The sequence below is a fragment of the Chryseobacterium sp. II3a genome, assembly GCF_057815135.1.
Map to the genome: position 1 here is coordinate 86,853 of NZ_JBYPZJ010000006.1, position 13,519 is coordinate 100,371.

The following is a 13,519-nucleotide window of genomic DNA, read 5'->3' on the forward strand; positions in this document are numbered from 1 at the left end:
AGATCTTTTGATATTGAAACATTGCTTATCGATAAGAACTAATAAAACTAATAATCACATTTTTTAACAGTTTAAATAGTAATAGTGATGAAACACCAGAATCAAAACGAGGAATTTCGCTTCAACGAAGTTCTTTTTGAGCACAGAAACAAGCAATACGGTGCCTATGTATTAAGAAACGAATCAGATAGAATATTAACTAAAGCACTTTTTATAGGAATAAGTCTAATGGCTGCAGTTTCCATTACACCAGCTGTAATTTCTGCATTTAAATCAGATGCAGTAGTGGAAAGAACGAGTGATGATGGAACACGTATAATTAAAGATATTCCAATCATAAAAGAAGATCCGCCTGTAAAAATTACTCCAGTAAAACCAGCTGCTGCGTCTAATACAAAAACATTTGACAGTACAGTTCCTACACCATCAAAAGATGCTCAGGATAACGTAAAAAAAGATCCTATTCCGGATGATGCTGTAGCAGGCTTTACCAATAATTTTAAAGGAGATGTGGTAACACCTAATACCCATGTTCCTTCAACATTACCTGTTTCAGGGCCGGTTATCAATACTGCACCGCCGGTAATTTCAGAGCCGGTAGATAAAAACAAAATTGCAGAAGCCGGAGAACTTGGGATAGAAGCCAGTTTTAAAGGCGGAATAGATTCTTTCAGAAATAAAGTAATGAATAATTTCGATGGTTCGGGATTCGAATCAGAAGAAATAGTAAAAACTACGGTTACATTCATTGTAGAAATGGATGGAACAATTTCAGGGGTAAAAGCTAACGGAACCAATGCCGATTTTAACAATGAGGCCATCAGAACAGTGAAGTCAATTTCAAGCAAAGGAACCTGGGTTCCTGCCAAAAACAAAAAAGGAGAATTTGTAAGAAGTTACTTCAAGTTTCCAATCTCCATGAAGTTTGATAATTAATATCAAAAATCAATTTTTAAGAGTTATCCACAAAGAATTTTTTTTGTGGATAATTTTTTTTATTGTTAAATTGCTTATTAACAATATTTTAACTCAATTTTGATTTTCTCTATCTATCGGGAGCAAAGAAAAAAGTGTATTTTTGAAACTTAAAGTTCTAATAATGGCAAAAATCATAGGTATTGCTAATCAAAAAGGTGGAGTAGGGAAAACTACTACCGCTGTAAACTTAGCAGCAGCATTAGGAGTATTGGAAAAGAAAATATTGATCATTGACGCTGACCCTCAGGCCAATGCTACATCTGGTTTGGGAGTAGAAGATGTTCAGTATTCCACCTATAATCTACTGGAGCATAGTGCAGATACAAGAGCATGTATCAAAAGAACGGCAACGCCGAATCTGGATATCATCCCATCACACATTGACCTGGTAGCAGCAGAGATCGAATTGGTAGACAAAGAAGATCGTGAATATATGCTGAAAAAAGCCTTGGCCAGTGTAAGAGATGATTATGACTATATCATTATCGACTGTGCACCGAGTTTAGGTTTGATTACAGTAAATGCGCTTACGGCAGCAGATTCTGTGATTATCCCGATCCAGTGCGAGTATTTTGCATTAGAAGGACTTGGGAAACTTTTGAACACCGTTAAAAATGTTCAGAAGATCCACAACAAAGATCTTGGAATCGAAGGCCTTCTGCTTACCATGTATGACAGCAGATTAAGATTGTCTAACCAGGTAGTGGAAGAAGTAAACCTTCACTTCCCGGAAATGGTTTTTGAAACCATTATCAGCAGAAATGTAAGACTGAGTGAAGCACCGAGCTTCGGAGAAAGTATCCTGAACTATGATGCAGAAAGCAAAGGTGCTGTTCAGTATATTCAGTTAGCTGAAGAAGTTCTTTTAAAGAACGAAAACTTAGTAAAGAATTAAATTAATAATAAATGGCCAAAAAGTGATTGCTAGTCATCACTTCGCAAACATCATTTATCAATTATATCTATGAAGGACAAAAAAAGAGCTATGGGACGCGGCTTGGGCGCCATTTTAAGTGCAGAATCCAAAGCAACTGTAAATTCAGCTACTGATGAGGGAGCTGATAAGTTTGTGGGAAATATTGTAGAAGTTGCGCTTGAAGATATATATCCGAACCCAACGCAGCCGAGAACTTATTTTGATGAAAAAGCATTAGAAGAATTAGCGCAGTCTATTAAAAATTTAGGGATCATCCAACCGATTACCTTAAGAAAAGACGGTGAGAAATTCGAGATCATATCCGGGGAAAGACGTTACAGAGCAAGTAAAATTGCAGGATTAACAACTGTTCCTGCTTATATCCGTTTGGTAAATGATCAGGAACTTCTTGAGATGGCTCTTGTTGAAAACATCCAGAGAGAAGATCTTGATGCCATCGAAATTGCCCTTACTTATCACAGGCTTTTAGAAGAAATAGGTCTTACACAGGAAAATCTTAGCCAGAGAATAGGTAAAGACAGAAGTACCATTACCAATTCAATCAGATTGCTAAGATTGAATCCGGATATTCAGAATGCTATCAGAAGCGGTGAGATTTCTGCAGGGCATGGTAGAGCAATCATCAGCCTTGAAAGTGAAGAAAATCAACAGATTTTATTTGATCTGATTATTAAAGAAAAATTGAATGTACGCCAGGCCGAACAAGCTGCCGCAGCATTGAAAAATCCAAAATCTCCAGCTGCTAAAAAAGCAAATGCGGAGTTATCCAATAACTATAAAAGAGCTCAGAAGACCATTGCTGACATCCTGGATGTAAAAGTAGAAATCAAGGCTTCTGGAAATGGTAAAAAAGGTAAAATTGTTCTGGACTTCAAAAATGAAGAAGAGCTGGAATATATTTTATCCCATATTAAATAAATGAAGAAAATATTTTTCACATTTTTCTTGTGTATTGCTGCAGTAGCTTACTCACAAGTTGCACCTATTGATACGGTTCGGGTACAGAAACCTCCGAAAGAGGAACTTCCTGTGGTAAAACCAACCAAAACGGAAGCCAAGATCATTGAAGATCTTGAAAAAGCCAATGGACCAACAAAGGTTACCGTAAAATTGAATCCTACAAGAGCCGGACTGTATTCGGCAGTATTACCAGGTTTAGGACAGTTCTACAATAAAAAATACTGGAAAATTCCAATCGTTTGGGGAGCTGTAGGAGCAGGAGTAGGTATTGCGGTATGGAATGATAATCAATATAAGAAATACAGAGAGTACTATATTGCCAAGTTAAACGGTACGCCCAACGAATTCGTAGACGCACGTCCATGGTTAGATAAGAGAGCGCTGGGAAATGCCCAGGATAGAGCAAAAAGGCAAAGAGATTATGCAATTGCTATTACGGGATTGATCTATATATTGAATATTGTAGATGCTGTCGTAGATGCACACCTTTATGAAAGCCGCCATGACCCTGATTTAACGTTTAAGCCGTCAGTAATCCAGGATCAATATGGATTTGATGCTCCAAAAACAGGATTCGCTTTAAGTTATAGATTTTAATACAGAATAAATACACAAAACCGAAAGGTGGAAAGTAACAATCAAAATAAAAAAGATTACATGAAAATAGCATTAGTTGGTTACGGTAAAATGGGTAAGATCATTGATGAGATCGCACAGAAAAGAGGTCATGAAGTGGTTGCCCGCCTAAAGGAAACCCCAACTGCTGAAAATCTTAACAATCCGGATGTTGTGATTGAATTTTCCCTGCCGGAAGTTGCATACGACAATATCAAAGCTTGCCTTGAAAATAAAATTCCGGTAATCTGCGGAACCACTGGATGGTTGGATAAAAAAGCAGAAATAGAACAACTGGCTGTAGATAATGATACCGCATTTTTATATGGTTCCAACTTCAGTTTAGGGGTTAATTTATTTTTTGCTTTAAACGAAAAGGTGGCTGATCTGATGAAGAATGTTAATGAATACTCTTGTCAGTTGGAGGAAATTCACCATATCCATAAAAAAGACGCTCCAAGTGGAACAGCCATCTCCATAGCAGAAGGGATTATCAATAATAATCCGAAATTTGATGCATGGAAGCTGGAGGAAACAGAAGGCTGTCAACTGGGAATTTTTGCGGTTCGTGAAGATGAAGTTCCGGGAACACACAGTGTTTTCTACAGAAGCGAAGTAGATGAAATTGAGATCAAGCATACAGCGTTCAACCGAAATGGCTTTGCATTGGGAGCGGTAGTAGCTGCCGAATGGATCAAAGACAAAAAAGGTAACTTCGGAATGAAGGACGTTTTAGGGCTTTAATTGTAACAAATTCTGTAAATTGCAGACCAATACGAAAATGATGAATAGTAAATTGTAGATGGCAGACCGCTGTAATCATTTATTACTCATCATTTATCATTTTATATCATAAGAACAGGCACAAAAAATTTATGAATTATTTTTTAACGTATACAGTGTATGTCCTCATTTTATCCATATTAATGGGGATTTCAACATGGAAGTTGTTTAAGAAAATGGGGTATAACCCTTTATTGGCATTTATACCTTTCTATAACTATTTTATTATCCTGAAAGAGACAAAACATCCGAAATGGTGGGCCATCCTTTCATATCTTCCGATTGTAGGACCCATCATGATGTCTGTTTTTCATCTTTATTTAGTGAAGAAATTTGGGAAAACACTTTTCAAGGATCAAATCCTTACAGTGATTCTTCCGTTTATCTATATGGCAACCATCAATTATTCCAAAGATGCAGAGCTGGAAGATGAAAATGCCAATGAGCTGTACCTTACGGATGAAGAAAAAGAAGCAAAAAAGAAAGATACATTTTTGGGATCTATTACTTTCGCAGTAGTATTTGCAACGATTATTCACGTTTTTGTAACCCAGCCGTTCGGGATTCCTACAGGATCTATGGAGAGAACCCTACTAGTGGGAGATTTTCTTTTCGTAAACAAATGGAGCTATGGATACAGACTTCCAATGCGTCCTGTAGCAATACCTTTCCTTCAGGGAACCATTATGGACACTGGAGTAAAAGGAAATCCAAAAGATGATCCAAAATCTTATGTGGATGGAGTAAAACTGCCTTACACAAGAATCTTACAGTTCAATAAGCCGCAGAAAAACGATGTAGTAGTTTTCAACTACCCTCAGGATTCAGTTCATACTGCAATTGATAGAAAAGATCCATACGTAAAAAGATGTGTAGCTACAGCAGGTGACACCTTTGAAATGAGAGCCGGAAGACTTTTCGTAAACGGAAAACCGGAAACTGTTTTAGGTGATCAGGAAGTACAGCACAGATATATTGTAACAACGGACAGTCAATTAGACATTCCTACATTATATAAAGCCTATGGTTTCTTACCAGTACAGGAAATACAACAGAATAACGGCGGATTTATTTATGGCTTTCAAGGGTTGACCGATAAGATTGCTAAAGAGATCAAAGAACTTCCTCATGTAGTTGACATGAAAGAAGATGTTTCAGTAAAAGGAGAAGCAGCAATAGCCTATAAAGACGAAGCCAGAACGAAAATAGACACAACACAATCTATTTTCCCGGTTAATAAACCTTGGAACCAGGATTGGTATGGCCCGGTTAGAATTCCTAAAAAAGGAGATGTAGTAGCTATCAATAATGAAACCCTTCCCATGTTCCAGTGGATTATTTCCGAATATGAGCATAACAGCTTAGAAAAGAAAAACGGAAAGATCTTTATTAATGGAAAAGAAGCCAATCAATATACGATCCAACAGGATTATTATATGATGGTAGGAGATAACAGAGATGCTTCATTAGATGCAAGATTCTTTGGTTTCGTTCCGGAAGAAAACATCGTTGGAAAACCAATGTTTACATGGATGAGCCTTCAGGGAGCCTTTGCAGACAGTAGTTCTACATATCAGGCACCATTCAAGATACGTTGGGAAAGAATGTTTAAAGCAACTAACACAGGAGAAGCCAATAAAACTTCATACTGGTGGATTGCTGCAATGATTTTAATATTATTCTTCGGTTGGGAGTATTTTGTGAAATTATTCAAAAAGAAAAAAACAGAAGACGAGTTATAAATAAAATTAAACTTAAAATAGAATGAAGTATTTGAAAAAATACTTCATTTTTGTATTATGAATATGAAGAATGTTTTATTGCCGGTATTTTATATGCCACCGGTTTCATGGTTTTCAGTATTTTTAGATGCTGAAAATGAAGTAGTATTGGAACAGTTTGAAAACTTTCCAAAGCAAACCTATAGAAACAGAGCTAATATCTATGGGGCCAATGGAAAATTATCTTTGATTATCCCTATCAACCATAACGGGAAAAGAGAATTTAAAGATATTGAAATCTCTTACAGGGAAGATTGGAGAACACTTCACTGGAAATCAATTCAAACAGCTTATCAGAGTTCGCCTTATTTCGAATATTATGAAGATAAGTTCAGAAAGATTTTTGATCTCAAAGAAAAGTTTCTTCTGGACTTTAACCTTAAAGGGTTAGAAATCATCCAACAGATATTGAAAACAGAAAAGGCACACTCTTTGAATGAAGAATATATCAAAAATCCGGAAGGAATAAATTTCAGAGAAAAATTTTCTGCCAAACAACCTACAGAATTTGAAATGGAAAGCTATTATCAGACCTTCTCAGACAAATTCGGATTTTTAGAAGATTTATCGATTTTGGATCTTGTTTGTAACAAAGGCCCTGAATCGCTTGTTTACGTAAAGAATATAAAACATTAATATAAAATCGTTGCGCTCGGTATCTATTATAACAGCAAATGACGGTTATATATGACTTTAAAACAAATATCAGTATATGAAAAAGGTATTATTAGCTGCAGTTTTTTTAACAGGTTTTGGTTTCTCCTTTGCACAGGAGTCGAAAGCTAAAAGTGTTGACCCTAATGAAGATAAAAATCTGATGATGTGGTATCACAAAGATTTTGCTACTTCAAAAGTATATGGAGTCAATACTGAAAATGCATACAAATATTTGGAATCAAAAGGATTAAAGCCTAAAACAGTGGTTGTTGGAGTTTTGGATAGTGGAGTGCAGGTAGATCATCCGGGATTGGTGAAGAATATGTGGAGTAACCCTAATGAAGTGCCTGGAAACGGTAAGGATGATGATGGAAACGGATATATTGATGATATTCACGGATGGAACTTCATTGGAGGAAAAAATGGTGATATCGACATTGATAACATGGAAGTAACAAGAGTCGTTGCCAAATATAAACCTCTTTTTGAAGGAAATGACTCTGCAAAGAACAAAGACAATCAGGCTAAAATGCCGGAAGACTTTGCTATGTATATGAAAGCTAAAGATCTTTTCACAAAGAAAAGTATTGAGGCTCAGCAAAACTTCAGAACATATTCTATGATCAATGAGCTTATCCCTAATATGGTGAAGCTGTTGGCTGGAAAACCAGTAACGGCTGAAAATATCGCAGCCATTAAGAAGCCTACAGATCAAAAGGATGCCGTTGCTTTGGAAATATTAAGCCAAGTTTCTCAAAGTCCGGATTTTAAAGGAGTATCTTCTGCTGATTTTGAAACCAAGATGAAAAAGGATATGAAAGAGGCGATCGATCATTATGCACCGGCAGCCAAGCAATACGACCTTTCATATGATCCCAGAAAAGACATCGTAGGAGATAATTATGATGACTATTCAGAAAAGAATTACGGAAATAATCATTACGAAGGACCTGATGCAGAACATGGTACACACGTAGCCGGAATCATTGCTGGACTTCCGCAAGGAAAAGAAATTCAGCATGGAATTGCTTCAAGGGTCGCTAAAATTATGACGGTAAGAGCTGTACCTAATGGTGATGAAAGAGATAAAGATGTTGCAAATGCCATCAGATATGCTGTGGATAATGGGGCGAAAATCCTGAATATGAGTTTTGGCAAACCAGTTTCTCCAGGGAAAAATGTAGTTTGGGATGCCTTCAAATATGCAGAAGATAAAGGCGTTCTTTTAGTAAAAGCAGCAGGTAACGAAAATGAAGATGTTGCAGAGCATTTGGCATATCCTACGAACTACAAAAATGTTAATGATGAAAAACCATTTGTTAATAACGTGATTGTGGTAGGGGCGAGTACTAATAATGATAATGCTCTTAGAGCAAGCTTCTCCAACTTCAATAAAAAAATGGTGGATGTTTTTGCTCCGGGAGAAAGAATCTATTCTACTGTTAAAGGAAGTAAATATGAGTATCTAGATGGAACCTCTATGGCCTCTCCGGTAGTATCTGGAGCTGCGGCTGTTCTATTAGCTTATATGTCAAACCTTACGCCAGTTCAGATCATTGAAGCATTAAAAAAATCAAGCAATCCAAGTACAGCAAATGGTTTCGCTGATTTTTCTGCTGCTGGAGGTGTTATAGATGTGAAAAAAGCAGCTGAATACGCGTATAATAACTTCTATAGCGGAAGCAAAGCTCCTGTTGTTAAAAAAGCAAGTAAAGCAGTTAAAAAATAATCATTTATAAATGATTATGGAAGCCGTTTTAATAAATAGAGAACTGAATGATATAAAGAGTAATCGACAATATCACACAGTTTTGCTTTATAAAAAAAATAAGTAAAATATTCATTTTTAAATAGCTAATAAAAAAGTCCGAAGAATTTCGGACTTTTTTATTTTTTAAATACAATTTTGGCACGGTTTTTTGTAACTTTATTGTAACAAAATAATAAACAACAAAATGAAAAAGTTACTACTTGCAGGGATGTTAGGAACATCACTTTTTGCAGTGTCTTGTTCCTCTGTGAATAAAGCAGCTACATCTCAGAATCAAAGAGCAGATTTTCTTAAATTAAAAGGAGATTGGCAGATTGTGAGCATAGACTACGATAAAGGGTATAAAATTAAGCCTTTTGACGAAGGGGCAGATGCGCAGTGTTTCGTAGGAAGCCACTGGAGACTAATTCCTAATAACTGGACAGGTGCTTATACTCTGAATGGAGGAGGAAGCTGCCCAGCCATTACACAGCCTATCAAGTTTGAAATCAAGAATGGTGATACATTTATGTTTAAAAAAGTTCTTGCAGGTACAAAAGCAAAACAGAATATTGCAGGGTATACTTTATCAGTAATCAACCAAAGTACAGATCAGTTTTCTCTTCAGCAAGACGTTCCGTTTGAAGGTGGAAGTGTAAAAGTTGTTTACAATTTCGAAAGAACCGGAATGAAATAATAAAATAACATAAAAGATAAAAAAAATGAAATTTACAAAAACATACGTAGGAGCTCTTTTCTTGTCATCAGCATTATTATTGACAAGTTGTGAAGCCGTTCAAAATTCAAATCACCAACAAAGAGGTACAGCTGTAGGAGTCGCTTCAGGAGCTGTATTGGGAGGTATCCTTGGAAACAATGTAGGAAAAGGTGGAAACGGTGCTATTGGTGCTGTATTAGGTGGTATTATCGGTGGTGTTGCAGGTAACGTTATCGGTAACAAAATGGATAAGCAGGCAAAAGATATTAAGGAAACTTTACCAGGTGCTCAGGTAGAAAGAGTAGGTGATGGTATTAAAGTTACCATGAATGAAAGTATTGTAAACTTTGCTTTCGACTCTTCAAACCTTACTTCTGTTGCACAGGGTAACTTAGATAAATTAGCTAAAGTATTGGTAGATAACCCAGATACTAATATCAATATCTATGGTCACACAGACAGCGTAGGTAAAGATGCGTACAACATGGCACTTTCTCAGAGAAGAGCTGATGCTGTAAAAGCTTACTTAGTAGGAAAAGGCTTGGCAGGAAGCAGAATGTTCACAAAAGGTGAAGGGAAAAATATGCCGGTTGCAAGCAATGATACAGACGAAGGAAGAGCTAAAAACAGAAGAGTTGAATTCGCAATTACTGCAAATGAAAAAATGATTAACGATGCCAAGCAAGGGCAGTAATTAATTTAACATATAAATATTTTCGTAAAAGACCGCCCTGGCGGTTTTTTTTGTATTTTTATGCCTGTCAATTTTGAATTTATTATTTTTGCAATTGAAATAACATAAATGAAAAAATATTTAAAACTGCTCCGTGTAGAGCAATGGGTGAAAAACCTTTTTGTATTTGTCCCTCTATTTTTTTCTGGTAATATTACCAATCTTGATTTACTTACCAAAAGTATCTTTGCTTTTATCATCTTTTCGTTGGCTGCAAGCATTGTTTATATTCTTAATGATTATAATGATATTGAGGCAGATAGTAAGCATCCAGAGAAAAGAAGGCGTCCGCTGGCAAGTGGGGCCATCTCGAAATCTACTGCAATAGGAATCCTCATCGGATTGGTGATTGCTGATATAGCTTTTGTAGGTGTTGCCCAAATGTATTTCCAGCAGCCATTATGGAAATTTGCAACTATTATCGCTTTTTATGTGGTGATGAATCTGGCGTATACATTCAGATTGAAGCATGTTCCGATCATTGATATCTTTATCATTGCCATAGGATTTGTCCTGAGGGTTTTAGCAGGAGGTTATATTACTGGGATCAGTATTTCCCAATGGGCGATCTTGCTGACCTTTGTATTAGCACTGGTATTAGCTATTGGAAAGAGGAGAGGAGAGCTTATTAATGCTCAGGTTTCAGGTAAAACAAGAAAGGCTTTGGATGGATATAATGTACAGTTTGCGGATATTGCACTGTCTATTTCCATTACACTAGCTATTGTCTGCTATCTGATGTTTACCCTTTCACCGGAGGTACAGGCAAGATTCCATGAAAGAGTATTTTATACAGTCGTTTTCGTTGTATTTGCTCTTTTAAGATATCTGCAGCAGACATTGGTGTACAACCGAACAGAATCTCCCACAAAAATTGTGTACAGAGACCGTTATATACAGGTTACTTTATTACTTTGGGTGGCCACATTTTTAATTCAAATTTACTTTAAGAAATGAAGCCAAATTTCACACAGAAAGTTACAAACTGGGGTAATTTCCCGGTAGTGGAAAAAGAAATGAGATCTGAGGACAGCTTCAAAAACATAAAAGAGTTCGTACTCAGCCACAATGAAGTTATTGCAAGGGGAAACGGAAGATGTTATGGAGATGCTTCATTGGGTGAAAGCATTTTTTCTACCAAAAAATTAAATAAATTCATCAGCTTTGACCGCCTGAACGGAATTATAGAATGCGAATCCGGAGTATTGCTTTCGGACGTGCTTGAAATATCGGTTCCGCAGGGATATTTCCTTTATGTAACACCAGGAACGAAGTTTGTTTCTGTTGGAGGAGCGATTGCTTCTGATGTACACGGAAAGAACCATCATGCAGAAGGTTGTTTTTCAGAATATGTGATTGAGTTTAAACTGATGATTGAAAACGGGGAAATTATTACCTGTTCAAGAGAAGAAAATTCAGAAAAGTTCTGGGCTACTATCGGTGGAATGGGGCTTACAGGAATTATTCTGACTGCAAAATTTAAGCTTAAAAATATTGAATCTGCCTATATCCGCCAGGAAAGTATCAAAGCAGATAACCTTGACGAAATCTTTAAACTGTTTGAGGAAAGTGAAAGCTGGACGTATACCGTAGCGTGGATCGATTGTCTACAGAAAGGAAAAAATATAGGAAGAAGTATTCTGATGAGAGGTGAGCACGCTTTTCAGCATGAATTGCCTCAGAGTATGTCAAAATCTCCTTTAAGATTAAAGGGTAAATTACAGCCTACAGTACCTTTTTATTTTCCGGGATTTGTTTTGAATGCCCTTACGGTAAAGATCTTCAACTGGCTGTATTATAAAAAACAATCCAAAAAAGAAGTGAAGAACTTTATTGACTACGAAACATTTTTCTATCCTTTAGATGCCATTAATGAATGGAATAAGATCTATGGGAAATCAGGTTTCATACAGTATCAGATGGTGATTCCGAAAGAAGCAGGAAAAGAAGGAATGAAGAGAATTCTTGAAACCATTGCCAATAGTGGAAATGGATCATTCTTAGCCGTATTAAAGCTTTTTGGAAAGAATAATCCGGAGGCTTACAATTCTTTCCCTGTGGAAGGGTATACTTTGGCGCTGGATTTTAAAGTCAATTCAAAACTGAAAAAACTGGTAGATCAGCTGGATAGTATTGTTCAGGAGTTCGGGGGAAGAATTTATCTTACCAAAGACAGCATGAGCAGATCATCATTAACCAACTACCTGAAAAATATTCGAAGTCCTAAATTTGTGTCTTTACAGCACAAAAGAATTTTAAACAACAATTCATAATGATAGTTCTGGGAAGTACATCTGAAGTGGCACAGGCTTTTGTGGAAAAAGCACTTCAGGAAGGAGAAAAATTTGAAAAAGTCTATCTTTTTACCTCAAATAAAGAAACTACAGAAAGGTTTGCAAGACATATTGATGTGAAATTTCTGCAGCAGTCCGAAGTCATAGAGCTGGACCTGATGAAAGAAATTGATTATAACAAATTTGATTATATCAATTCAAATGTATTATTTTGTGCGGTAGGATATTTAGGCGAAGGAACAGAGGAAGGATTGTATGATAATAAGAATACAGAACGTATTATCAATATCAATTACTCTAAATTGATTCCGGTCATGAACTATTTTGCCCATAAATTTGAAAGCAGGAGATCAGGAACCATCATCGGACTCTCTTCAGTGGCAGGAGATAGAGGAAGACAAAGTAATTTTATTTACGGAAGTGCAAAAGCTGCTTTTACAGCGTATTTGAGCGGGCTTAGAAACTATCTTTTCAGTAAAAAGGTACATGTACTGACTGTAAAACCTGGGTTTATGGCAACTAAAATGACCGAAGGTCTGCCTTTAAACCCTAAATTAACAGCAACTCCTAAACAAGCAGCTGCCTGTATTTATAACGCGTTCAAAAAGCAAAAGAACGTGGCATATGTTTTGCCGATTTGGAGTGTCATTATGATGATTATCAGGAATATCCCTGAATTTATATTTAAAAAGTTAAAGCTTTAAAAAATGAAAAAGTTGTATTGTTTTGATTTTGACGGAACCCTGACGTATAAGGATACCATGTTTATGTATCTTAAATTCTATGATTCTACAAAATACAGAATACAATTTTTAAGACATGTACCCCTTTTCATTCTATTGAAGCTTAAACTGGCTGAAACAGAAAAAGTAAAGAAAAGCTTTATCGGATCTATTTTAAAAGGACAGTCTCAGGAAAAAATAGAATTGAAATCCAAACAATTCTTTGAATTGCATTATCCTAAAATTGTAAGAGAAAATGCGCTGGATTTTATTCAAAATATCGATAGGAATAATACACAGAGTTTATTAGTAACCGCTTCGTTAGATATCTGGGTAAAACCTTTTGCTGAAGTATTGAAAATGCAGCTTGTTTCTACGCGGGCAGAGTTCAAGAACGGTGTTTTCACAGGAAATTTTATCGGGAAAAATTGTAACGGAAAGGAAAAGCTGGTACGAATAAAGGAAGAAATCAACGATTCTAAGTATGACAAAATTATTGCATTTGGTGATACTTCCGGGGATAAGCCAATGTTGAAATGGGCAAATGAGGGACATTACCAATTTTTTCACTAATTTTGGGTGATAAAAGTG

At 36.2% G+C, this 13,519-nt stretch carries 14 protein-coding genes; all 14 read left to right on the forward strand.

All coding sequences use genetic code 11. The features are described 5' to 3' along the window. Positions 1-87: 87 nt before the first annotated feature. Positions 88-936: an energy transducer TonB gene (locus tag AC3HD6_RS15290; RefSeq protein WP_488897121.1), complete on the forward strand. Its 849-nt coding sequence runs from the start codon at positions 88-90 to the stop codon at positions 934-936. A 163-nt stretch (positions 937-1,099) separates the two neighbouring features. Further along, positions 1,100-1,873, forward strand: a complete 774-nt coding sequence (locus AC3HD6_RS15295) for a ParA family protein (RefSeq protein ID WP_045494103.1) — start codon at positions 1,100-1,102, stop codon at positions 1,871-1,873. 69 nt (positions 1,874-1,942) lie between these two features. Then, entirely contained in the window at positions 1,943-2,833 is an 891-nt protein-coding gene (locus tag AC3HD6_RS15300; protein ID WP_068941641.1) for a ParB/RepB/Spo0J family partition protein, read from the forward strand. Then, a complete protein-coding gene (locus AC3HD6_RS15305) occupies positions 2,834-3,472 on the forward strand; it encodes a DUF5683 domain-containing protein (RefSeq protein ID WP_488897122.1) in 639 nt (212 codons plus the stop codon). 60 nt (positions 3,473-3,532) lie between these two features. Beyond that, entirely contained in the window at positions 3,533-4,234 is a 702-nt protein-coding gene (gene dapB / locus AC3HD6_RS15310) for a 4-hydroxy-tetrahydrodipicolinate reductase (RefSeq protein ID WP_488897123.1), read from the forward strand. Positions 4,235-4,365: 131 nt separating this feature from the next. Then, positions 4,366-6,015 (forward strand): signal peptidase I, encoded by a 1,650-nt coding sequence (lepB, locus tag AC3HD6_RS15315; RefSeq protein WP_488897124.1) that lies wholly within the window; start codon positions 4,366-4,368, stop codon positions 6,013-6,015. 57 nt (positions 6,016-6,072) lie between these two features. After that, positions 6,073-6,690 (forward strand): WbqC family protein, encoded by a 618-nt coding sequence (locus AC3HD6_RS15320; RefSeq protein WP_488897125.1) that lies wholly within the window; start codon positions 6,073-6,075, stop codon positions 6,688-6,690. A gap of 76 nt (positions 6,691-6,766) precedes the next feature. After that, on the forward strand, positions 6,767-8,440 hold the full coding sequence (locus tag AC3HD6_RS15325; protein WP_488897126.1) for a S8 family serine peptidase: 1,674 nt from the start codon (positions 6,767-6,769) through the stop codon (positions 8,438-8,440). A gap of 226 nt (positions 8,441-8,666) precedes the next feature. Beyond that, positions 8,667-9,158 carry a hypothetical protein gene (locus tag AC3HD6_RS15330; RefSeq protein WP_488897127.1) on the forward strand — a complete coding sequence of 164 codons (492 nt, stop codon included), beginning with the start codon at positions 8,667-8,669 and terminating at the stop codon, positions 9,156-9,158. Between the two features lie 25 nt (positions 9,159-9,183). Then, complete coding sequence (locus tag AC3HD6_RS15335) at positions 9,184-9,873, forward strand: YiaD family glycine zipper/OmpA-like lipoprotein (RefSeq protein ID WP_068941650.1); 690 nt, start codon at positions 9,184-9,186, stop codon at positions 9,871-9,873. 108 nt (positions 9,874-9,981) lie between these two features. Beyond that, positions 9,982-10,869 carry a decaprenyl-phosphate phosphoribosyltransferase gene (locus AC3HD6_RS15340; protein ID WP_068941652.1) on the forward strand — a complete coding sequence of 296 codons (888 nt, stop codon included), beginning with the start codon at positions 9,982-9,984 and terminating at the stop codon, positions 10,867-10,869. Continuing rightward, a complete protein-coding gene (locus tag AC3HD6_RS15345) occupies positions 10,866-12,185 on the forward strand; it encodes an FAD-binding oxidoreductase (protein WP_488897128.1) in 1,320 nt (439 codons plus the stop codon). The genes AC3HD6_RS15340 and AC3HD6_RS15345 overlap by 4 nt, the downstream gene beginning before the upstream one ends. Next, positions 12,185-12,910, forward strand: coding sequence for an SDR family NAD(P)-dependent oxidoreductase (locus AC3HD6_RS15350; RefSeq protein ID WP_488897129.1), 726 nt, complete (start codon positions 12,185-12,187; stop codon positions 12,908-12,910). Before AC3HD6_RS15345 ends, AC3HD6_RS15350 begins: the two co-directional genes overlap by 1 nt. 3 nt (positions 12,911-12,913) lie before the next feature. After that, the gene (locus AC3HD6_RS15355; protein ID WP_488897130.1) at positions 12,914-13,501 is read left to right on the forward strand and encodes an HAD family hydrolase; all 588 of its coding nucleotides are present in this window, start codon (positions 12,914-12,916) and stop codon (positions 13,499-13,501) included. The last annotated feature ends 18 nt before the right edge of the window (positions 13,502-13,519 follow it).

What these genes read in the sequence shown, in the direction of transcription:
- AC3HD6_RS15305 (WP_488897122.1), top strand. Translation starts at nt 2,834, where the DNA reads ATGAAGAAAATATTTTTCACATTTTTCTTGTGTATTGCTGCAGTAGCT.
- AC3HD6_RS15350 (WP_488897129.1), top strand. Translation starts at nt 12,185, where the DNA reads ATGATAGTTCTGGGAAGTACATCTGAAGTGGCACAGGCTTTTGTGGAA.
- AC3HD6_RS15345 (WP_488897128.1), top strand. Translation starts at nt 10,866, where the DNA reads ATGAAGCCAAATTTCACACAGAAAGTTACAAACTGGGGTAATTTCCCG.
- AC3HD6_RS15290 (WP_488897121.1), top strand. Translation starts at nt 88, where the DNA reads ATGAAACACCAGAATCAAAACGAGGAATTTCGCTTCAACGAAGTTCTT.
- AC3HD6_RS15340 (WP_068941652.1), top strand. Translation starts at nt 9,982, where the DNA reads ATGAAAAAATATTTAAAACTGCTCCGTGTAGAGCAATGGGTGAAAAAC.
- AC3HD6_RS15355 (WP_488897130.1), top strand. Translation starts at nt 12,914, where the DNA reads ATGAAAAAGTTGTATTGTTTTGATTTTGACGGAACCCTGACGTATAAG.
- dapB (WP_488897123.1), top strand. Translation starts at nt 3,533, where the DNA reads ATGAAAATAGCATTAGTTGGTTACGGTAAAATGGGTAAGATCATTGAT.
- lepB (WP_488897124.1), top strand. Translation starts at nt 4,366, where the DNA reads ATGAATTATTTTTTAACGTATACAGTGTATGTCCTCATTTTATCCATA.
- AC3HD6_RS15325 (WP_488897126.1), top strand. Translation starts at nt 6,767, where the DNA reads ATGAAAAAGGTATTATTAGCTGCAGTTTTTTTAACAGGTTTTGGTTTC.
- AC3HD6_RS15330 (WP_488897127.1), top strand. Translation starts at nt 8,667, where the DNA reads ATGAAAAAGTTACTACTTGCAGGGATGTTAGGAACATCACTTTTTGCA.
- AC3HD6_RS15295 (WP_045494103.1), top strand. Translation starts at nt 1,100, where the DNA reads ATGGCAAAAATCATAGGTATTGCTAATCAAAAAGGTGGAGTAGGGAAA.
- AC3HD6_RS15300 (WP_068941641.1), top strand. Translation starts at nt 1,943, where the DNA reads ATGAAGGACAAAAAAAGAGCTATGGGACGCGGCTTGGGCGCCATTTTA.
- AC3HD6_RS15335 (WP_068941650.1), top strand. Translation starts at nt 9,184, where the DNA reads ATGAAATTTACAAAAACATACGTAGGAGCTCTTTTCTTGTCATCAGCA.
- AC3HD6_RS15320 (WP_488897125.1), top strand. Translation starts at nt 6,073, where the DNA reads ATGAATATGAAGAATGTTTTATTGCCGGTATTTTATATGCCACCGGTT.